The organism is Streptomyces sp. NPDC039736 (assembly GCF_055596485.1).
In genome coordinates this window covers 1-19667 of sequence record NZ_JBVIUQ010000016.1, presented here as the reverse complement: position 1 = coordinate 19667, position 19667 = coordinate 1, and the positions used below count along the sequence as shown (strand labels likewise).

The window sequence follows — 19667 nt, the reverse complement described above, 5'->3', positions numbered from 1 at the left end:
CTCGCGGGCACGAGCGCGCCGCGGGCACGGCGCAGGCTAGGCGGCCCCGGCGGAGTATCGGTCGAGCGCGGCGGCCGCCGACCGCTCCGCCCCGCCTCCAGAAGTGCTCGACCGCACCCGGCGACGATCACCACTCGGTCGTTGAGTCGAACCTGGAGGTGGCGTCGGTCGTGCCGATCCCCAACACAACCGAGGACCCGGTGGCGCATCCGGCAGCGCTGCTGCGGGAGATGGTGCGCATCCGCTGCGTCGAGGAGGAACTGGCCGACTTCTACCGCGACGAGCAGGAGATGCGCACCCCGGTGCACTTCTCCGTCGGCCAGGAGGCCGCCGCCGTCGGAGTCTGTGCCGCCCTGCGCACGGACGACCTCGTCTACACCGGGCACCGCAGCCACGCCGCGTACCTCGCCAAGGGCGGGGACCTCACCGGCATGGTCGCCGAGCTGTACGGCAAGGAGACGGGCTGCTCCAACGGGCGCGGCGGGTCGGTGCACCTCACCGACCGGTCCGTCGGCTTCGCCGGATCGGCCGCCATCCTCGGCGAGATGATCTCCGTGGCCACCGGTGCCGCGTGGGCGCTCGCCAAGCAGGGCTCCTCGCGGGTCGTCGTCACCTTCTTCGGCGACGGCGCCTCCGAGGAAGGCGTCTTCCACGAGTCCCTCAACTTCGCCGCCGTGCACCGCGTCCCGGTCGTCTACGTCTGCGAGAACAACGCGTACTCGATCTCCTCGCCGCTCTCGGCCCGCCAGCCGGCCACCTCCGCGGGCACCGGCATCACCGAGCGGGCCCGCGCGTACGGGATCACCGCCGAGCGCCTCGACGGGAACGACGTCGCCCTCGTCCACGAGGCCACCCGGCGGGCCACCGCCCACTGCCGGGCGGGCCGCGGCCCGTACGTCCTGGAACTGGACACCTACCGCTGGCGCGAGCACGTCGGCCCCGGCTACGACACCGGCATCGACCGCCCCGAACCGGAGGTCGAGCAGTGGCTGGAGCGCTGCCCGGTCCGCCGCGGCACGGCAGCCCTGCACGCGTCGGCACCCGACGCCCAGGAACCCACCGCCGAGGAACGCGTCGCCCGCTGGGACGCCCAGTTCCGAGACGAGGCCCGGCGCGCCGTCGCCGCCGCCAAGGCCGCCCCCTACCCCACCGCGGACCGACTGACCGACGGGGCCTACGGGCGCCCGGCCGTCGCGAACTGACAGGAGCCGCACCATGAGCCGCACGCTCACCTACTGGCAGGCGATCGCCGAGGGCACCGTCCAGGCGATGGAGGCCGACCCGAGCATCCTGATCGCCGGACAGAACGTCGACGACCACAAGGGCTCCTACGGCACCACCCGCCCGGCGTTCGAACGCTTCGGCGCTCAGCGCGTCATCGACACCCCCAACAGCGAGAACGCCGTCGCGGGCATCTGCATCGGCGCCGCCGACCAGGGCCTGCGCCCCCTCGTGGTGCACACCCGGGCGGACTTCATGTTCCTGGCCATGGACGCGCTGATCAACCTCGCGTCCAAGTGGCGCTACATGTACGGCGACAAGGGCGGAGTGCCCGTCGTGATGCGCGGCGTCGTCGGCCGCGGCTGGGGGCAGGGCGCCACCCACTCCCAGAGCCTGCACGCGACATTCGGCCACTTCCCCGGCCTGTACGTCGCCGCGCCCGCCTCCCCGGCCGACGCCAAGGGGCTGCTGGCCGCCGCCCTCCAGTCGGACACCCCGGTGGTGCTGATGGAGAACCGCTCGCTCTACCCGATCGAGGGCGAGGTGCCCGAGGAACTCACCCCGGTGCCCTTCGGAGTGGGCCGCCTCGCCCGCCACGGCACCGACGTGACCGTCGTCGCCGCCTCCCTGATGGTCCACGAGGCCGAACGCGCCGCCGACCTCCTCGCCCGGCAGGGCGTCAGCGTCGAGGTGGTGGACGTCCGCAGCATCCGGCCGCTGGACGAGGACCTCATCTGCGAGTCCGTCGCCCGCACCGGCCGCGTCGTCGTCGCCGACACGAGCTGGGCGCGCTACGGCTTCTCCGCCGAGGTCGCCGCCGTGATCGCCGAACGCATCCCCGGCGAACTGCGCGCCCCGGTCCGTCGGATCACGCCCCCCGACTGCCCCGCCCCGGTGTCCTGGCCGCTGGAGGAGGCCTTCCACCCCAGCGCCGCGAAGATCGCCGAGGCCTGCCTCGACCTGGTCGGCTCCGGCGGGGCCACCGTCCCCGTCCTCACCGGGGTCGACGCCGGATTCAGCGGACCCTACTGATCCGCGCCCCGCCCCCCGCACCCCGCACCCAGCCACCCGAGCGAAAGGCACCAGACGTGGAATCGAGCAGGTCGGCCGTGGTCGCCGAAGGGCTCCGCAAGAGCTACGGCACCGCCAAGGTCCTCGACGGGCTCGACCTCGTCGTCCCGCAGGGCACCGTGTGCGGGCTGCTGGGACCCAACGGCGCGGGCAAGACCACCACCGTCGGCATCCTCTCCACCCTCCTGGCCCCGGACACGGGTCGGGCCGAGGTGGCCGGATACGACGTCGTCCGCCAGGCGGCCCAGGTCCGCCACCGCATCGGACTCGTCGGCCAGTACGCGGCCGTCGACGAAGTCCTCAGCGGGCGCGAGAACCTGGTGATGTTCGGGCGGCTGCACCACCTGCGGCCCGCCGCCGCCCGCCGCCGCGCCGACGAACTGCTGGAGCACTTCCGCCTCGCCGACACCGGCGGCAAACCGGTCAAGACCTACTCCGGCGGCATGCGCCGCCGCCTGGACCTGGCGGCCAGCATGGTGCTGGCCCCGCCGGTGCTCTTCCTGGACGAGCCGACCACCGGCCTCGACCCGCGCAGCCGCAACGAGGTCTGGGCGGCGGTCCGCGACCTGGTCCACGACGGCACCACCGTGCTGCTCACCACGCAGTACCTGGAGGAGGCCGACCAGCTCGCCGACAGCATCTCGGTGATCGACACCGGCAAGGTCGTCGCCGAGGGCACCCCCGAGCAGCTCAAGTCCCGCATCGGCGGGGACCGTATCGACATCGTGGTCCGGCACGCCGGCGAACTGGCGCGGGCCGCGGCCGCCGTGGCCCGCACCGGCGCAAGCGAGCCCGTCGTCGACGAGGACACCCGGCAGGTCGGCGTCCAGGTCCGCGACCGCGCCACCGCCCTCGCGGACGTCGTACGCGCCCTGGACCTCGCCCAGGTCACCGCCGAGGACATCTCCCTGCGCAGGCCCACCCTCGACGAGGTGTTCCTGCACCTCACCGGCACCGACCGGGCCACCGCACCGCAGGACGGACCGACCACGAAGCCGAAGGGCGCCCTCGTATGAGCCTCCTCCTCCCCGAACTGCCCGCCGGCCCCCTGTCCCGGCTGCGCTGGGCGCTCGCCGACGGCTGGACCGTCACCCTGCGCGGCCTGCTGCACCTGCGGCGCGAACCCGGCACGGTCATCAGCGGACTGCTCTTCCCGGTCATGATGGTCCTGATGTTCGGCTACTTCTTCGGCGGCGCCATGCAGGTGCCCGGCGGAGGGGACTACCGCGAATTCCTCATCCCGGGCATGTTCGTGATGACCATGGTCTTCGGCATGGGCGAATCGGTGGCCGCTGTCGCCGCCGACAAGAACCGCGGCGTCACCTCCCGTTTCCGCACCATGCCGATGGCCCCCTCGGCCGTCCTCGTCGGCCGCTGCGTCACCGACATGCTCCACTCGGTGCTCGGCCTCGCCGTGCTGTTCGGCGTGGGCCTCCTGATGGGCTGGCAGGCGCACGGCACCACCGCTGAGACCCTGTCCGCGGTCGGCCTGCTCCTACTGCTGCGCTTCGCCCTGACCTGGGTCGGCATCTACCTCGGCCTCCTGATGAAGGGCCCCGAAGGCATCACCATGGTGCAGACCCTCGAATTCCCGGTCGGCTTCCTGACCAGCGCCTTCGTCGCACCGGCCACCATGCCGGGCTGGCTGGGCACCCTCGCCGAGTGGAACCCGCTGTCCTCCACCGTCGCCGCCACCCGCGAACTGTTCCAGAACCCCGGCTGGGGCGGCGACTCCTGGATCGCGCAGCACGCGACGACGATGGCCGTGCTCTGGCCCCTCGTGCTGACCGCCGTCTTCTTCCCCCTGGCCGTGAACCGCTACCGCCACCTCACGCGCTGAGCAACCGGCCCCCGGCCGCCGACGTCCGTACGAAGGACCGGCCGCCCCGCGCACGACCACCCCGGCACACCCGCACCGACCCCAAGGAGAACCCCGATGGCCCTGCGCCCCCGAGCCCTGGCGGCGGCCGCCGCCGCGGCACTCGTGCTGCCCCTGCTCGTCGGCCCCGCGACCACCGCGACCGCCCACAGGCCGGGCAAGGCGGCCTGCACCCCCTTCACCTCCCGGGTGGCCGTCACCGAAGGTGCCCGCGCCGACCAGCGGATCTCCGGCACGCTCTGCACCCCGCGCGGCAACCGGGCCACCACCGTCCAACTGCTGGTCCACGGCGGCACCTACGACCGCGGCTACTGGACCGTACGCGGCCGGACCGGCGGCCCCTCCTACGTGGAAGCGGCCGCCGCCGCCGGCCACGCCGCGCTCGCCTTCGACCGGCTGGGCAGCGGCACCAGTTCCGCCCCGCACAGCTCCCGCTACACCGACACCACCCACGAACTGGTCACCCTCCAGCTCATCCGCACCCTGCGCGACCGCGGCTACCGCAAAGTCGTCCTGGTCGGCCACTCCTTCGGCGCGACCGTGGCCCGCATGGTCGCCGCCAAACACCCCGACGCCGTCGACGGCCTCATCCTCACCGGCGAGGGCGCCCCGCCCAACCTCGCCTCCTTCGAGGCGATGTTCGGCCTGTACATGCCCGCCGGACAGCACCCGCTGCTGGCCGGACGCCGCCTCGACGACGGCTACCTGGCGCTGCGCACCGGCGGCAAGAGCGACTGGTTCTACCACCGGGCCACCACCGAGCCCCGGGTGATGCTCCACGACGAACTCACCACCGAACCCGGCGTCTACCCCGCCGACCCGGCCTACGGCGACATCGCCCTCAACCGCCACATCCGGGTTCCCGTGCTCGTCGTCGTCGGCCAGGAAGACAAACTCATCTGCGGCGGCCAGGGCGCCGACTGCACCAGCACGGCCACCCTCAAGGCCGCTGCCGCCCCGCTGTACGGGCCCCGGGCGAAGCTGGAGGCCCTCACGGTTCCGGCCACCGGACACAGCCTGAATGTGCACCGCACCGCCCCCCTGTGGTACGCCTACGCACAGGACTGGACCAAGCGCCGCGTTGACGGCGGGAGTTGACCGGAAAGCCGGATCGGGAGGCGCAACTGATGGTGTGGATGTCGCGTGAGCAGGCGGTCCTGCTGGCGCAATGCACGGTGATCTACGAGCCGGGCGACCCCGCACGCACCGGCCGACTGGCCTTCCACAGCCCCAAAGGCCTGCCGGGGGCAGCTCCTGGGGAGGTGTCCGGTACGGGTTCCGGGGGGTTGTCCGAAATGGGTTCCTACGGTGTGTCGGGCACGGGTCCTGGAGGGTTGTCCGGTACGGGTTCCGGCGATGCGTCCGGTACGGGTTCCGACGGGCTGTCCGGCACTGGTTCCGGCGGTGTGTCCAGCACCGGGACCGGCGGTTCGCGGGCCACCGGCCACGACAGCCTGCCCGCCCCCGGCGCCGGGCCGGACCTCGGCGAGCGCGGCGAGGCCGACCTGGTCGTCGACGAAGGCGGCACCCTCACCGTGCGCCGGCTCCCGGTGCTGCGGCTGACCGTGGCCGAGGCGCTGCCCGCCCTCCTCCTCGCCCGCCGACTGCACACCCAGGCGGCGGACGCACCTGCTGGCCCCACCGGTCCTGCCGGTCCCACCGGCCCCGCGAATCCTGCCGGTCCCGCCGGCCTCGCAGCCCCCACCACTCCCTCAGCCTCCCCCACCCCCTCCGCCGCCTTCTGGGGCGCCGTCGCCGCCGCAGGCCTGCACCTCGCCGCCCGGGGCCGTCTCCTCGCCGGTGTCTCCGCCACCAACCACGACACCTGGCGGGCCGGCCCGCTCACCGCCGAGGACGTCCAGCACCTGCGTGAACTCGCCGCCGCCGCACCGGCCGAGGCGCTCGCCACCCCGCTGCCGGTGCCCGAGGGCGGCCCCCTGCTGCTGCCGGACACCGCCGACCTGATCCGCTCCTTCGTCGACGCGGTCGCCGACACCCTGCCGCGCACCGCCGCCGCCCCCGCAGCGGCGGGCCGGCCGGCCTTCGCCGCCGTGGAACCTCAGTACGTGCCCCAACTGCGCGCCTGGGCCGAGGAGATCTCCCAGGGCCTCGCCTCGGGCATCCGGCTCGCCCTGCGCGTGGACCTGGTGCCCGCGGGCGACGGCGAGCCGCCCGCACTGCGCCTGGTGCCGCAGATCTCCAGCCCCGACGACCCCACCCGCAGCGCCGACGCCGACGAACTGTTCGCCTCGGTCGAGGCCGCCGGATTCGGACGGCGCGCCCAGGACAACACCGTCGCGGCCGTCCGCAGGGCCGCCGAGATCTGGCCACCGCTGTCCCGCCTGCTACCGGTGCCCTCCGCCCTCGACCTCGCCGACCACGAGGTCCGCGACCTGCTCGGCCCCGTCGCCGACCGGCTCGCCGCCCAGGACTTCGAGGTGCTCTGGCCCACCGACACCACCCGCTCCCTCGTGCCCCGGGCCGTCGTCGGCGGCGACCGCACCCCGCCCACCGACCTGCGCTCCTTCTTCGGCGGCGACGGCACGGTCGGGCTGCGCTGGCAGCTCGACCTGGACGGCCAGCCTTTGACCGAGCAGGAGATCGCCGAACTCGCCGACACCGACCAGGCGTTGGTACGGATGCGCGGCGACTGGGTCCTGATCGGCACCGACACCGCCCGCAAGCTGCGCGAACGCGACCTCAAACCGCTCACCGCCATCGAGGCCCTCGCCGCCGCCCTCACCGGACACACCGAGATCAACGGCACCCCGGTGCGCATCGCCCCCAGCCCCTGGCTGCTCGCCCTGCGCCACCGCCTGGCCGACCCCGACTCCGGCGGCGAGCCCGTCGAGCCGCCCGCCGCGCTGAACGCGACCCTGCGCGACTACCAGTTGCGCGGCCTGCGCTGGCTGGACCGGATGACCTCGCTCGGCCTCGGCGGCTGCCTCGCCGACGACATGGGCCTCGGCAAGACCGTCCAGCTCATCTCCCTGCACCTGCTGCGCCAGGAACACCCGGACAGCGCCGGCCCCACTCTCGTGGTGTGCCCCGCCTCCCTCCTCGGCAACTGGCAGCGCGAGGTCCACAAGTTCGCCCCCGGCACCCCCGTCCGCCGCTACCACGGCCCCGGACGCACCCTGGACGGCGCCGACGCGGGCTTCGTCCTGACCACGTACGGCACCATGCGCCTGGACGCCGAGCAGCTCGGCGCACACCGCTGGAGCGCGGTCGTCGCCGACGAGGCCCAGCACGTCAAGAACCCGCACTCCAGCACCGCCAAGGCCCTGCGGCTCATCCCCGCCGACGCGAAGATCGCCCTCACCGGCACCCCCGTCGAGAACAACCTCTCCGAGCTGTGGGCCGTCCTCGACTGGACCACCCCCGGCCTCCTCGGCGGCCACAGCCACTTCCGTACCCGCTGGGTGGCCGCCATCGAGGCCGAGCGCGCCGAACGTGCCGAATTCGGACCGCCGCCGGGGGAGGAGGGAGAGTACGGCCCCACCGCCCAGCGCCTCGCCGAACTGGTGCGGCCCTTCCTGCTGCGCCGCAAGAAGTCCGACCCGGGCATCGCCCCCGAACTCCCGCCGAAGACCGAGACGGACCGCCCGGTCGCCCTCAGCGGCGAACAGCGCACCCTGTACGAGAAGTACGTCCGCGAGACCATGGCGCAGATCCAGTCCACCGAGGGCATCGCCCGCAGCGGCCTGGTCCTCAAGCTGCTCACCGGCCTCAAGCAGATCTGCAACCACCCCGCCCACTTCCTCAAGGAGACCGAGGACCCCACGCTGGCCGGCCGCTCCGGGAAGCTGGAGCTGCTCGACGAACTCCTCGACACCATCACCGCCGAGGACGGCTCCGCCCTGGTGTTCACGCAGTACGTCACCATGGCGCGGCTCCTGGAGACGCACCTGAGCGCACGCGGCGTGCCCACGCTGCTGCTGCACGGCGGCACCCCGGTGCCGCGCCGCGAGGAGATGGTGCGCCGCTTCCAGGACGGGGAGGCGCCGGTCTTCCTGCTGTCGCTGAAGGCGGCGGGCACCGGTTTGAACCTCACCCGCGCCGACCATGTCGTGCACTACGACCGCTGGTGGAACCCGGCGGTGGAGGCGCAGGCCACCGACCGCGCGTACCGCATCGGCCAGACCCGGCCCGTACAGGTCCACCGGCTGATCGCCGAGGGCACGGTGGAGGACCGCATCGCCGCCCTCCTCGAAGCCAAGAAGGGCCTCGCGGACGCGGTCCTCGGCTCCGGTGAGCAGGCCCTGTCGAACCTGACCAACGACGAGCTGGCCAACCTGGTCGAGCTGAGGAGCGAGGGATGAGCGTCAACGACAGGCAAGCACGGGGCTTTCCGGCCTTCGCCGCACGCCGCGGCGGCCGGGTACGCGGCCAGTCCTGGTGGGGCAAGGCCTGGGCGGACGCACTGGAGGACACCTCCCTCGACGAGGACGCCCTCAAGCGGGGCCGCTCCTACGCGCGCACCGGCCAGCTCGGGCCGATCACCGTCAGCCCCGGAGAGCTGTCCACCACCGGATACGAGGACGGCAGCCCCTTCCGTACGGTGCTCACCCTGCACGAACTCGACGACGCCGCCTGGGAGTCGCTCTGGGAGAAGACCGCCGCACTGCCGGAGGTCGCCGACGGCCTGCTCGCCGGCGAACTGCCGCCCGACCTGATGGAGGCCGCCGAGGACGCCCGGGTCAGCCTGCTGCCCGGCTACGGCGACCTGGAGGCGGACTGCGACTGCGACTCCTTCGAATATGTCTGCACGCACGCGGCCGCACTCAGCTACCAGGCGTCCTGGCTGCTGGACGAGGACCCGTTCCTGCTGCTCCTGCTGCGCGGGCGCAGCGAGCAGGAGGCCCAGGAAGAACTGCGGTCCGTCGTACTGATGGCCGCGATCGCGGGCGGCCTCGGCAGCGGCGGTACGCAACCGGAGCCGCAGCCCGCCACCGTGCCGCTGCCCGACGGCATCCCCGCCGCCGACCTCTTCGGGCGCACCCCCGCGGCACTGCCCGCGCTGCCGCCACTGCCCGCACCCCCCGTCGTCGCCGGCGCGTCCTCCGCGCAGATCGGCACCGACCCGCTGGAGCGGCTCATCGACGGCGCCGCCCTGCGCGGCCGCGAACTGCTCGCGTACACGCACGGACTCATCCCCGAGCCGCCCGCGCCGCTCGACCTGTGGCGGGACTGCGTACGGATCGCCGCCACCCGCCCCGACTCCCGGGTCCTGGCCCGGCTGCGGGAGGCCGGCGGCAACGCGCAGAAGCTCGAACGGGCCGCCGAGGCATGGCGGCTGGGCGGCAGCGCCGGCCTCGACGTACTGGAAGAGGCCTGGACACCGTCCCGGCAGGACACCGCCCGTGCCCGCCACGCCCTGACCGCGGGCTGGGAGCAGGACGAGCTTCCCGAGCTCGACGTGCACGACAACCACTGGACGCTGGCCGGCCGCGGACTCCAGCTCCGCTACGGGCGCGACGGCCGCTGGTACCCCTACCGGCAGACGGAGGACGGCCGCTGGTGGCCGGCCGCCGCACCGCACGAGGACCCGGCCGACGCCCTCGCCGACCTCCTCGACGGCTGAGCAGCCCCGTACGCGGGACGGGTGGGAGGCCCCGCACGCGCAGGACGCGAAGCGGCCCGGGACGGATGCGCATTCCGTCCCGGGCCGCACCCGCTACAGATCCACCACGAGCCGCCCGCCGCGCGCCCGCGAGACACACGGATACATCACGTCCGTACGCCCCCGCTCGTCCGGCGGCAGCACATGATCGCGGTGCTCGGGCGTCCCGCGCAGCACCCGCAGCTCACAGCTCCCGCACAGCCCGTCCTCGCAGGACGCCGCGAGACCGGGCGCCTCCTCCCGCAGCGCTTCCAGCGCCGACCGGTCGGCCGCCACCCGCACCACCGCGCCACTGCCGGCGAGTTCGACCTCGAAGGGCAGCTTCTCGCCCCCGGCATCCTCCGCGTCGGCCGCGAACCGCTCCAGATGCAGCTTCCCCGCCGGGCAGGCGCTCTCCATCAGCTCCTCGACGGCCCGCATCAGCCCACCGGGACCGCAGCAGTACACCGCTGTGCCCGCCGGGGCCGCCGACAGGTGCGCGGCCAGGTCGGGGCGGCCCGTCACGTCCCGTGCGTACGTTTGGACGCGCTCGGCCCCGTACCGCTCCACCTGCTCCACGAACGCCATGGAGGCCCGGCTGCGGCCCACGTACACCAACCGCCATTCGGCGCCCCGGCGTTCGGCCTCCTCGATCATCGGCAGGAACGGGACGATCCCGATGCCGCCCGCGACGAAGAGGAACGCGGGCGCGTCGGCCAGCGGGAAGTGGTTGCGCGGACCGCGCACCGCGAGCCGGTCACCCACCGACAGGCCGTGGACCTCGGCCGACCCGCCCCTGCCCGCCGCGTCCCGCAGCACCGCCACCCGGTACGCCGAACCGTCCGCGGGAGCGCCGTACAGCGAGTACTGCCGCACTTTCCCCGACGGCAGGACCAGGTCGATGTGCGCACCTGGCCGCCACGGCGCGGTGGCCGCCCCCGACTCGGGAACCAGCCGCAGGGCCACCACGCCCTCGGCCGGCCTCTCCACGGCCGCGACCCGCACCGCCACGTCCGTGCTCCGGGCGCCGCCCGCACCGGCAGCGGCGGCCTGCACGGGCCCGGCCGCCCGGGTCTGCGCGTACCGGCGACCGCGACGGGTGCGCCCCCACGGCTTGTACACCGAGAGCACACCCGTGAAGACCAGCACGGTGAACACCGGCGGCACGGTCCAGGCGAGCAGCGTGCCCTCCGTGCCCGGCCGGTAGACGCCGCCCTCGGCCGCGCCGGCCTGCTCGGCGGCCGTCAGCACCAGCGGATGGGTGTACACCCAGGCGAACGCAGCGACGGCGAGGGACAGCACCCACTTCACCAGCACCCACCAGTGCCGCATCAGGCCCCACGGCGTGCCCCACCCCAGCAGCACGCCGCTGGCCCCGCAGACCAGGCTCACCAGGGAGACGGTGCTCTCGTCGAAGACGTACATGGCGTAGTACGCGCCCTCGGCGACCCCGGGGTCCGAGGTCAGGTACCCGATGAGCGCGAGCGTGGCCATCGACAGGGACAGGCCCACCCAGCCGACCGACGACAGGATGTGCACGGCGAGCGTCACCTTGCGCCCCCGGGCACCGAGCCGGAACGGTTTGCGCTCCGCCCGCGCCGGGGGAGCGTCCGGCGGACCCTGGCCCCGCGACACCTCCCGCGGGACGTCGGGGGCCGAGGAGGACGGTTGCCGGATCAGGGTGGTCAAAAGGGGGCCTCGCTTTCGTGTGGGGGTGTCGGGCGGTGGTGCAGGTGGGGGGTGGGGGAGCGGAGGGCGGTCAGGGCGCGGGCACCTCGATTCCCTTGAGGTACGTCGCGAAGGACTGGAGCCCCGGGTGCTCGGCGCGGAGCGCCGCGATGTCGGCCCGGTACCCGTGCTCCTGGAACCACTCGAACATCAGGGCGATGTCCGGGGCGTTGGGGATGTACGGGTTGTGCGCCACCGCGTCCAGCGACAGCTCCTCGAACCGGGCCGGCAGACCCGAACGCGCCGCGAACGCCTCCGCGATCTCCGTCGCGGTCAGGGCGTCACCGGCGATCTCCACCGACCGCCCCACGTACGCCTGCGGCTTCTCGAAGGCCTCCGCCGCGAAGAACCCGATGTCCTGGACCGCGATGAACTGCACCCGCGTATCGGGCTTCAGCGCCAGCCGCACCACCAGCGTGCCGTCCACCAGCTCCGGCCCATGAGCGGCGAAATTGTCCATGAAGAACGTCGGACGCAGCACCGTCAACGGCACCCCGGTGCCCGCGAGATACCGCTCGATGCCCCGCTTGGAGTCGAAGTGCGGCACCCCGCTCTCCCGTTCGGCACCGCCCACCGACGTGTACACCACATGGCCGACCCCCGCCGCCTTCGCGGCCCGCGCGAGCGCCCGGCCCTGACGGACCTCACCCCCCAGACCGGCCGGGGTCATGAAGTTCTGCACCGCGAACAGACCGTGGAACCCCTCCAGCGCCGCACGCAGCGACGACTCGTCGTCCAGATCGCCGCGGACCAGCTCCACTCCCAGCTCCGCGAGCGCCCGCGCCCGCCCGGCGTCCGGGTCACGGACCAGCGCCGCCACCGCCCGGCCCCGGCCGACCAGTTCACGGGCCACCGCCCCGCCCTGCAGACCGGTCGCGCCGGTCACCAGGATCCTGCTCATCTGCCACTCCTTCGGATACGCAGCTGCGGTGCGGCTGCTGCTCAGCGGAACAGGGCCGCGTTCTCCACGGCCCACTGGCGATAGGTGCGCGGCTCGCGCCCGGTCAGCTCACGCACCCAACGCGTCGGCCCGGCCCACGGCACCTCGGGGCTGTGCAGGGCCGCCACATTGGACTCCGCCGCCGCACGGTCCCCGCTGATCCCGGTGAACACCTCCACCACCTCCTCGGGCGGCGCCACCGAGAACTCCAGGTCCCGGCCCAGCACTTCGCCCAGGATCCGGGCCTGCTCCTGCGAGGTCAGCGTCTGCGGACCGGTGAGCAGGTACGACTTCCCCAGATGGCCGTCCTCGGTCAGGACGACCACCGCGGCGGACGCGATGTCGTACTCGTCGATCGGAGCACCGGGGTTGTTGCCGATCCAGCAGCGCACCGCACCCGCCTCACGGACCGTGGAGATCCACCAGGAGGTGTTGGCGTGGAAGGGCCCCGGCCGCAGGAACGTCCACGGCACCCCGGACTCCTCGATCGCCGTCTCGGCGGCCCGGTGCTCGTGGGCGATGCCGTGCGGCAACGGATGCTCGATACCGCCCGACGACAGCAGCACCAGCCGCTCCGTCCCGGCCGCCCGAGCCGCATCCGCCACGTGTGCGGCCTCACCGCCCACATCACCGGAGAGCACCACCAGCGCCGCCGACACCCCCTCGAAGGCGGCCCGCAGCGAGGCGGGATCGGCAGGACTGCCCGCCACCACCTCAACCCCTGGGGGCAGCCCCGCCTCCTCGGGCGCCCGGCTCAGCGCCCGCACCCGGAGGCCCCGCGCGAGAAGCTGGCCCACCGCCTCCCTGCCGACCTTGCCGGTGGCGCCCGTGACCAGGAACACGCTCATGCCCGCCAGCCCTGCGGCTCCGGCCACGGGGAGCCGAGCTGCCGGTACGTGCCCTGGTAGTCCGGCCAGTCCCGGTGGTCACGGATCTTGCCGTCGACGAAACGGATGAGGTGGATCTGCTCCCCGGAGAACACCCGCCCGGTCGCGGCCATCCCCACGAGCTCGCCGACATGACGGCCGTACAGCACCAGCGAGGCGCGAACCCACTCCCCGCGCTCCTCCAACTGCACCTCTTCGAGGCGGGCCTCCTCGGAGAACGTCATCCGCAGCCACTTCACCGCCATGGCGAAGGAATCGGGACCCCGCAGGTCCATGTGCTCCATCGAAGCGGGATTCAGGTAGTCCGCGTGGATGTATTCCGCCACGTCACCGGTTTCTCCGGTGTTGTACGCCTGGATCATCCGGCGCACGGCGTCTGTCTGACTGCTCATCGCATTCCTTCCGCAGGAAATGTGCTGGGCTTCCGGTCTTTTCTCATCCTGCGCGGAAAGAAGCAGCGCGGACAACCACCCGCAATATCCCGGGAAAGGAATTCGACGCAGCATGCACCGGTAATTGAGCTGAATTCGAGCGAGACTTTTGCGGGACTGCGCGCACCCGCTCCCTCCAGCGCCGCTCGGGCGGCCGTCGAGCGCGCCGGGAAAGGGTCGGGCCCACCCATGCCCTTCACGGAGGTAGACCCATGACGACACAGACCCCCACGGCGGCCCTGGTCACCGGCGGCACCAGCGGCATCGGACTGGCCGTGGCACGCGACCTCGCCGCCCGCGGCCACCAGGTCTTCCTCTGCGCACGCACCGAGCAGCAGGTCAAGGAGACGGTGGCCGACCTGCGCGCCGAGGGCCTCGACGTCGACGGCACCGCCGCCGACGTCCGCGACCCCGCCTCCGTCCAGGCGCTCGTCGCCGCCGCCGTCGCCGCGTTCGGCCCGATCGGCATTCTCGTCAACAACGCCGGGCGCAGCGGCGGCGGCCCCACCTCCGGCCTCACCGACGAACTGTGGGACGACGTCATCGCGACCAACCTCACCAGCGTGTTCCGGCTCACCCGCGAAGTCCTCAAGAACGGCGGAATGGAAGGCTCCGGCCGCGGCCGGATCATCAACATCGCCTCCACCGCGGGCAAGCAGGGCGTCGTGCTCGGCGCCCCGTACTCGGCCTCCAAGCACGGCGTCGTCGGCTTCACCAAGGCCCTGGGCAACGAACTCGCCCCCACCGGCATCACCGTCAACGCCGTCTGCCCCGGATACGTCGAAACCCCCATGGCCCAGCGCGTGCGCTCCGGCTACGCGGCGGCCTACGACACCTCCGAAGAGCAGATCATGCAGAAGTTCACGGCCAAGATCCCCCTCGGCCGCTACTCCACCCCCGAGGAGGTCGCCGGCCTCGTCGGCTACCTGACCACCGACACGGCCGCCTCCATCACCGCACAGGCCCTCAACGTCTGCGGCGGCCTCGGCAACTTCTGATCCCGGAAGACCGGCCCCCGGGCAAGGAGGGCGACCCGAAGCGGCCCACGGCCGCCCCCGGAAGAGGCCCCCGGCGCCGTCCCCGCCGGCCCGTGCCCCCTCCGGGGCCGCAAGTCCGGTGTCCGCCGCAGACCAGGCAAGTCAAGCCGTACGCCCGCCCCCGGTCCACCCCGGAACCCCACCGGGACCCGAACCGGGAAGACCGGAAGGGTCCCCCGCATGAGCACCACTGGCAGCACCCCGCAACGCGGACCGGCCGCCACCGACGACGCACCCCGCCCGACCGACGACGTACCGCTCTCGACAGCACTGGCGATGGCCTCGTTCCGCATCTCCCGCGGAAACCCCACCACCGAGGAGACGGCCGCCGTGGCCGCCGTCCTCATGGCAGGACTGCGCAGACTCCACGACACCCGACCGGCCACCGCCACCCCCCGGGTCCTCAGACTCCCCCGCCCCACCCGGCCCGCCTACCGCGCGCCGGGCTCCTGGGCCTCCTGACCACACCCCACCGGAAGGGAGCCGTGCGGCGGCCCGCCACCCGCGGTCCCCGGCCCACGGGACCGGCACTCGGCACACCTCCCCACTGTCCCGGAGGAACCCCATGACCATCAGCGACGTCTCCCCCGTCCGCATCCAGGACCGCACCGCGGAACTGGCCGAGATCAAGGCCCACGCCGCCGCCGGACCCGACCCCGGGGCCACCGAACGGCAGCACGCCAAGGGCAAACTGACGGCACGCGAGCGCATCGAGACACTCCTCGACGCGGGCTCGTTCCACGAGATCGAAGCACTGCGCCGCCACCGCGCCACCGGATTCGGCCTGGAGGGCAAGAAGCCCCACACCGACGGAGTCGTCACCGGCTGGGGCACCGTCCACGGCCGGACCGTCTTCGTCTACGCGCACGACTTCCGCATCTTCGGCGGCGCCCTCGGCGAGGCCCACGCCCAGAAGATCCACAAAGTGATGGACCTCGCGCTGGCCGCGGGCGCCCCGCTGGTCTCCCTCAACGACGGCGCGGGCGCACGCATCCAGGAGGGAGTCACCGCCCTCGCCGGCTACGGCGGCATCTTCCGGCGCAACACCCGGGCCTCCGGAGTGATCCCGCAGATCTCCGTGATGCTCGGCCCCTGCGCCGGCGGCGCCGCCTATAGCCCCGCCCTCACCGACTTCGTGTTCATGGTCCGCGACATCTCACAGATGTTCATCACCGGCCCGGACGTCGTCAAAGCCGTCACCGGCGAGGAAATCACCCACAACGGCCTCGGCGGCGCCGACGTCCACACCTCCCTCTCCGGCGTGGCGGCCTTCGCCTACGACGACGAGGAGAGCTGCCTGGAAGACGTACGCTTCCTGCTGTCGCTGCTGCCCTCCAACAACCGCGAGACCGCCCCCCGCGAGGAGGCCGCCGACCCCGCCGACCGCCGCACCGACAACCTCCTCCACCTCGTCCCGGCCCACCCCGGCCAGGCCTACGACATCCGCACCGTCATCGAGGAGATCGCCGACGACGGCGAGTACTTCGAAGTCCAGCGAGCCTGGGCACAGAACGTGGTCTGCGCACTGACCCGCTTCGACGGCCACGTCACCGGAATCGTCGCCAACCAGCCCGTCTCGGCGGCCGGCGTCCTCGACATCCACGCCAGCGAGAAAGCCGCCCGCTTCGTCCAGTTCTGCGACGCCTTCAACATCCCGATCCTCACCCTCGTCGACGTCCCCGGCTTCCTCCCCGGCGTCGACCAGGAACACCACGGCATCATCCGGCACGGAGCCAAACTGCTGTACGCCTACTGCAACGCCACCGTCCCCCGCATCCAGCTGATCCTGCGCAAGGCATACGGCGGCGCGTACATCGTCATGGACTCACGCTCCATCGGCACCGACATCTCCCTCGCCTGGCCCACCAACGAAATCGCCGTCATGGGAGCCGAAGGCGCCGCCAACGTCATCTTCCGCCGCGAGATCGCGGCAGCCGAGGACCCGGACACCGAACGCGCACAGAAGATCAAGGAGTACAAGACCGAGCTGATGCACCCCTACTACGCGGCCGAACGCGGCCTCGTGGACGACGTCATCGACCCCGCCGAGACCCGCTCCGCGATCATCGCCGCCCTCACGATGCTACGGACCAAACACGCCGACACCCCCTCCCGTAAACACGGCAACCCGCCCCTGTGAGCCCCTCCGGGCCGGGCCCTGTACGACACCGCGCAGGGTCGTCCCACGTCCCAGCAAGGCTTGAGCGGACCCGCCTAACGTGAAACGCATGAAGGCTCTCGTCCTCTCCGGAGGGTCAGGCACCCGTCTGCGCCCCATCACCCACACCTCGCCCAAACAACTGGTGCCGGTGGCCAACAAGCCGGTCCTCTACTACGTGCTGGAGGACATCGCCGCCGCCGGCCTCACCGAAGTCGGGATCGTGGTGGGAGAGACCGCCGACGAGATCCAGGACGCGGTCGGCGACGGCTCGAAATTCGGCCTGCGCGTGACCTATCTGCCCCAGCAACTCCCGCTCGGCCTCGCGCACGCCGTGCTGATCGCCCGGGAATTCCTCGGCGACGACGACTTCGTGATGTACCTCGGTGACAACTTCATCGTCGGAGGCATCACCGAACTCGTCGAGGAGTTCCGCGCCGAGCGGCCCGACGCCCGCATTCTCCTGACCCGCGTACCCAACCCCGTCGCCTTCGGAGTCGCCGAACTCGACGCCGAAGGCCGTGTGGTGGGCCTCGAAGAGAAACCCCGGCAACCCAAGAGCGACCTCGCCCTCGTCGGCGTCTACCTCTTCAGCGCCGCCGTACACGAAGCGGTACGGGCCATCGAACCCTCCTGGCGCGGCGAACTGGAGATCACCCACGCCATCCAATGGCTGATCGACCACCAGCACGACGTCCGCTCCACCACCATCCAGGGCTACTGGAAGGACACCGGCAACGTCACCGACATGCTGGAGGTCAACAGGCTCGTCCTGGAGGGCATCGAGGAACGCGTCGAAGGAGACGTCGACGCGGCCAGCGAAGTGATCGGCCGCGTCCGCATAGAAGCCGGCGCCCAGGTCCGTAGATCCCGCATCGTGGGCCCCGCCGTCATCGGAGCGGGAACCCTGATCAGCGACTCCTACATCGGCCCCTACACCTCCATCTCCGAGGACTGCCGAATCGAGGACACCGAAATCGAGTTCTCCATCGTGCTGCGCGACGCCCGCCTCGCAGGCATCCGCCGGGTCAGCGCCTCCCTCGTCGGCCGCAGCGCATCCGTCACCTCGGCCCCCCGCATGCCCTCCGGCAACACACTCGTACTCGGCGACCACAGCGAGGTGCAGATCGCGTCATGAGCGCCACATCCCTCCTGGTGACCGGCGGCGCCGGATTCATCGGCTCGCACTACGTCCGCACCCTGCTCGGCCCCCACAGCACCGACGACGTGACCATCACCGTCCTCGACAAGCTCACCTACGCCGGACACCTCAGCAACCTCGCCGCCGTGGCCGACGACAGACGCTTCACCTTCGTCCACGGAGACATCTGCGACGCCCCCCTGGTCCACCAACTGGTCGCCGACCACGACCAGATCGTGCACTTCGCCGCCGAATCCCACGTCGACCGCTCCATCACCGGCGCCACCGACTTCATCCGTACGAACGTCTCCGGAACCCAGACACTCCTCGACGCCGCACTCCACCACGGCATCGACACCTTCGTCCACGTCTCCACCGACGAGGTCTACGGCTCCATCGACCACGGCTCCTGGCCGGAGACCTCCCCCGTCAGCCCCAACTCCCCCTACTCCGCCACCAAGGCGTCCAGCGACCTCATAGCCCTCGCCTACCACCGCACCCACGGCCTCGACCTGCGCGTGACCCGGTGCTCCAACAACTACGGCCTCCACCAGTTCCCCGAGAAAATCATCCCGCTGTTCGTCACCACGCTCCTGAACGGCGGATCAGTACCGCTCTACGGCGACGGCGGCAACATCCGCGACTGGCTGCACGTCGACGACCACGTACGCGGCATCGAACTGGTACGCAAAGGCGGCCGCGCCGGCGAGATCTACAACATCGGCGGCGGCACCGAACTGACCAACAAGGAACTGACCGGCCTGATCCTGGAAGCCTGCCGGGCCGACTGGAGCAACGTCCACCACGTCACCGACCGTAAGGGCCACGACCGCCGCTACTCCGTGGACTGCACAAAGATCACCCAAGAACTCGGCTACCACCCGACGAAGGACTTCCGGACCGGCCTCGCCGAAACCGTCGACTGGTACCGCACCAACCGTTCCTGGTGGCAACGCGCGGCATCGCCGCACGGAAACCTCCGCCCTCGTCCGGTGCGCGAACCGCACCCGAGCAAGCGCGGAGCAGAAGTGAGTTAAAGGAACCATGGAAAGGGCCCTCTGTTCAAAGATTCATGCGTTGCACGCATGAATCACTCGTACGATGGGCCCGTGGCACTGGGCTTGGAGGAATCGCTGCGGCTGACGGTCGCGGCGTTGATGCAGGCGACGGGGGAGTCGCAGCGGATGGTGGCTGAGGTGCTGGGTCTGACCCAGACGCAGGTCTCGCGCCGTCAGTCCGGCGCCGCTGCATGGCAGTTGGACGACGTCGACGCGCTCGCCGCCCACTACGGGGTGCGCCCCCTCGATCTCCTCGACGGGCCGACGAAGGCGTGCGAGGCGCTGCCCGCCGACCGGTTGCGGGCGACCGCCCAGAGGAAGGGGGCCGGCCGATGACCGGCCACGGCTTCGACGCGATCGACTCGCTGCTGTCCACCGTCACCGAACAGGCCGCCCTCCCCGGCCCGGGAGTACGCCGCGAGCTGCGCGAGCGCGCGCACCTGTCCCGGGCGCAGGTCGCGAAGGCGCTCGGGGTGAGCCCGTCCACGGTGTCCGGCTGGGAGTCCGGCCGCGA

The 19667-nt window shown here is 72.2% G+C and carries 18 protein-coding genes; 14 read left to right on the top strand and 4 right to left on the bottom strand.

Annotation, left to right across the window (positions count from 1 at the left end):
- Window positions 1-170 precede the first annotated feature (170 nt).
- The 7 genes from ACZ56L_RS33360 to ACZ56L_RS33330 all read left to right on the top strand — a co-directional run bounded on the left by ACZ56L_RS33360 (window position 171) and on the right by ACZ56L_RS33330 (window position 9755).
- Window positions 171-1202: a thiamine pyrophosphate-dependent dehydrogenase E1 component subunit alpha gene (locus ACZ56L_RS33360; RefSeq protein ID WP_345219918.1), complete on the top strand. Its 1032-nt coding sequence runs from the start codon at window positions 171-173 to the stop codon at window positions 1200-1202.
- A 13-nt stretch (window positions 1203-1215) separates the two neighbouring features.
- Window positions 1216-2253 carry an alpha-ketoacid dehydrogenase subunit beta gene (locus ACZ56L_RS33355; RefSeq protein WP_345219917.1) on the top strand — a complete coding sequence of 346 codons (1038 nt, stop codon included), beginning with the start codon at window positions 1216-1218 and terminating at the stop codon, window positions 2251-2253.
- Window positions 2254-2309: 56 nt separating this feature from the next.
- Window positions 2310-3308, top strand: coding sequence for an ATP-binding cassette domain-containing protein (locus tag ACZ56L_RS33350; RefSeq protein ID WP_345219916.1), 999 nt, complete (start codon window positions 2310-2312; stop codon window positions 3306-3308).
- Window positions 3305-4132 (top strand): ABC transporter permease, encoded by an 828-nt coding sequence (locus tag ACZ56L_RS33345; protein ID WP_345219915.1) that lies wholly within the window; start codon window positions 3305-3307, stop codon window positions 4130-4132. Before ACZ56L_RS33350 ends, ACZ56L_RS33345 begins: the two co-directional genes overlap by 4 nt.
- Before the next feature lie 96 nt (window positions 4133-4228).
- Window positions 4229-5269 (top strand): alpha/beta fold hydrolase, encoded by a 1041-nt coding sequence (locus ACZ56L_RS33340; protein ID WP_471068532.1) that lies wholly within the window; start codon window positions 4229-4231, stop codon window positions 5267-5269.
- A 407-nt stretch (window positions 5270-5676) separates the two neighbouring features.
- Entirely contained in the window at window positions 5677-8493 is a 2817-nt protein-coding gene (locus tag ACZ56L_RS33335) for an SNF2-related protein (RefSeq protein ID WP_471068660.1), read from the top strand.
- The gene (locus tag ACZ56L_RS33330) at window positions 8490-9755 is read left to right on the top strand and encodes an SWIM zinc finger family protein (protein WP_471068529.1); all 1266 of its coding nucleotides are present in this window, start codon (window positions 8490-8492) and stop codon (window positions 9753-9755) included. The genes ACZ56L_RS33335 and ACZ56L_RS33330 overlap by 4 nt, the downstream gene beginning before the upstream one ends.
- 93 nt (window positions 9756-9848) lie before the next feature.
- Here ACZ56L_RS33330 and ACZ56L_RS33325 read toward each other — a convergent pair whose 3' ends face one another.
- The 4 genes from ACZ56L_RS33325 to ACZ56L_RS33310 all read right to left on the bottom strand — a co-directional run bounded on the left by ACZ56L_RS33325 (window position 9849) and on the right by ACZ56L_RS33310 (window position 13720).
- The gene (locus ACZ56L_RS33325) at window positions 9849-10955 is read right to left on the bottom strand and encodes a PDR/VanB family oxidoreductase (RefSeq protein ID WP_425578676.1); all 1107 of its coding nucleotides are present in this window, start codon (window positions 10953-10955) and stop codon (window positions 9849-9851) included.
- Window positions 10956-11532: 577 nt separating this feature from the next.
- Window positions 11533-12402: an NmrA/HSCARG family protein gene (locus ACZ56L_RS33320; RefSeq protein WP_468692615.1), complete on the bottom strand. Its 870-nt coding sequence runs from the start codon at window positions 12400-12402 to the stop codon at window positions 11533-11535.
- Window positions 12403-12443: 41 nt separating this feature from the next.
- Window positions 12444-13289: an NAD(P)H-binding protein gene (locus ACZ56L_RS33315; RefSeq protein WP_468692617.1), complete on the bottom strand. Its 846-nt coding sequence runs from the start codon at window positions 13287-13289 to the stop codon at window positions 12444-12446.
- Window positions 13286-13720, bottom strand: a complete 435-nt coding sequence (locus ACZ56L_RS33310) for an ester cyclase (RefSeq protein ID WP_345219908.1) — start codon at window positions 13718-13720, stop codon at window positions 13286-13288. The genes ACZ56L_RS33315 and ACZ56L_RS33310 overlap by 4 nt, the downstream gene beginning before the upstream one ends.
- A 251-nt stretch (window positions 13721-13971) precedes the next feature.
- On the opposite strand from ACZ56L_RS33310, the gene fabG reads away from it, so the two are divergent.
- The 7 genes from fabG to ACZ56L_RS33275 form a co-directional block, all read left to right on the top strand.
- On the top strand, window positions 13972-14757 hold the full coding sequence (gene fabG, locus ACZ56L_RS33305; protein ID WP_345219907.1) for a 3-oxoacyl-ACP reductase FabG: 786 nt from the start codon (window positions 13972-13974) through the stop codon (window positions 14755-14757).
- Window positions 14758-14976: 219 nt separating this feature from the next.
- A complete protein-coding gene (locus ACZ56L_RS33300; protein ID WP_468692621.1) occupies window positions 14977-15258 on the top strand; it encodes an acyl-CoA carboxylase epsilon subunit in 282 nt (93 codons plus the stop codon).
- A gap of 103 nt (window positions 15259-15361) precedes the next feature.
- The gene (locus ACZ56L_RS33295) at window positions 15362-16936 is read left to right on the top strand and encodes an acyl-CoA carboxylase subunit beta (protein WP_345219905.1); all 1575 of its coding nucleotides are present in this window, start codon (window positions 15362-15364) and stop codon (window positions 16934-16936) included.
- Between the two features lie 88 nt (window positions 16937-17024).
- A complete protein-coding gene (locus ACZ56L_RS33290; RefSeq protein WP_468692624.1) occupies window positions 17025-18092 on the top strand; it encodes a glucose-1-phosphate thymidylyltransferase in 1068 nt (355 codons plus the stop codon).
- Complete coding sequence (rfbB, locus tag ACZ56L_RS33285; protein WP_401764655.1) at window positions 18089-19132, top strand: dTDP-glucose 4,6-dehydratase; 1044 nt, start codon at window positions 18089-18091, stop codon at window positions 19130-19132. Before ACZ56L_RS33290 ends, rfbB begins: the two co-directional genes overlap by 4 nt.
- 72 nt (window positions 19133-19204) lie before the next feature.
- Window positions 19205-19489: a helix-turn-helix domain-containing protein gene (locus ACZ56L_RS33280; protein ID WP_345219902.1), complete on the top strand. Its 285-nt coding sequence runs from the start codon at window positions 19205-19207 to the stop codon at window positions 19487-19489.
- Window positions 19486-19667 (top strand): helix-turn-helix domain-containing protein (locus ACZ56L_RS33275; RefSeq protein WP_471068520.1); only part of this gene is annotated, 182 nt, incomplete at its 3' end. The genes ACZ56L_RS33280 and ACZ56L_RS33275, both read left to right, overlap by 4 nt.

What these genes read in the sequence shown, in the direction of transcription:
- ACZ56L_RS33300 (WP_468692621.1), top strand. Translation starts at nt 14,977, where the DNA reads ATGAGCACCACTGGCAGCACCCCGCAACGCGGACCGGCCGCCACCGAC.
- ACZ56L_RS33355 (WP_345219917.1), top strand. Translation starts at nt 1,216, where the DNA reads ATGAGCCGCACGCTCACCTACTGGCAGGCGATCGCCGAGGGCACCGTC.
- ACZ56L_RS33340 (WP_471068532.1), top strand. Translation starts at nt 4,229, where the DNA reads ATGGCCCTGCGCCCCCGAGCCCTGGCGGCGGCCGCCGCCGCGGCACTC.
- ACZ56L_RS33315 (WP_468692617.1), bottom strand. Translation starts at nt 13,289, where the DNA reads ATGAGCGTGTTCCTGGTCACGGGCGCCACCGGCAAGGTCGGCAGGGAG.
- ACZ56L_RS33345 (WP_345219915.1), top strand. Translation starts at nt 3,305, where the DNA reads ATGAGCCTCCTCCTCCCCGAACTGCCCGCCGGCCCCCTGTCCCGGCTG.
- rfbB (WP_401764655.1), top strand. Translation starts at nt 18,089, where the DNA reads ATGAGCGCCACATCCCTCCTGGTGACCGGCGGCGCCGGATTCATCGGC.
- ACZ56L_RS33310 (WP_345219908.1), bottom strand. Translation starts at nt 13,720, where the DNA reads ATGAGCAGTCAGACAGACGCCGTGCGCCGGATGATCCAGGCGTACAAC.
- ACZ56L_RS33290 (WP_468692624.1), top strand. Translation starts at nt 17,025, where the DNA reads ATGAAGGCTCTCGTCCTCTCCGGAGGGTCAGGCACCCGTCTGCGCCCC.
- ACZ56L_RS33320 (WP_468692615.1), bottom strand. Translation starts at nt 12,402, where the DNA reads ATGAGCAGGATCCTGGTGACCGGCGCGACCGGTCTGCAGGGCGGGGCG.
- ACZ56L_RS33330 (WP_471068529.1), top strand. Translation starts at nt 8,490, where the DNA reads ATGAGCGTCAACGACAGGCAAGCACGGGGCTTTCCGGCCTTCGCCGCA.
- fabG (WP_345219907.1), top strand. Translation starts at nt 13,972, where the DNA reads ATGACGACACAGACCCCCACGGCGGCCCTGGTCACCGGCGGCACCAGC.
- ACZ56L_RS33295 (WP_345219905.1), top strand. Translation starts at nt 15,362, where the DNA reads ATGACCATCAGCGACGTCTCCCCCGTCCGCATCCAGGACCGCACCGCG.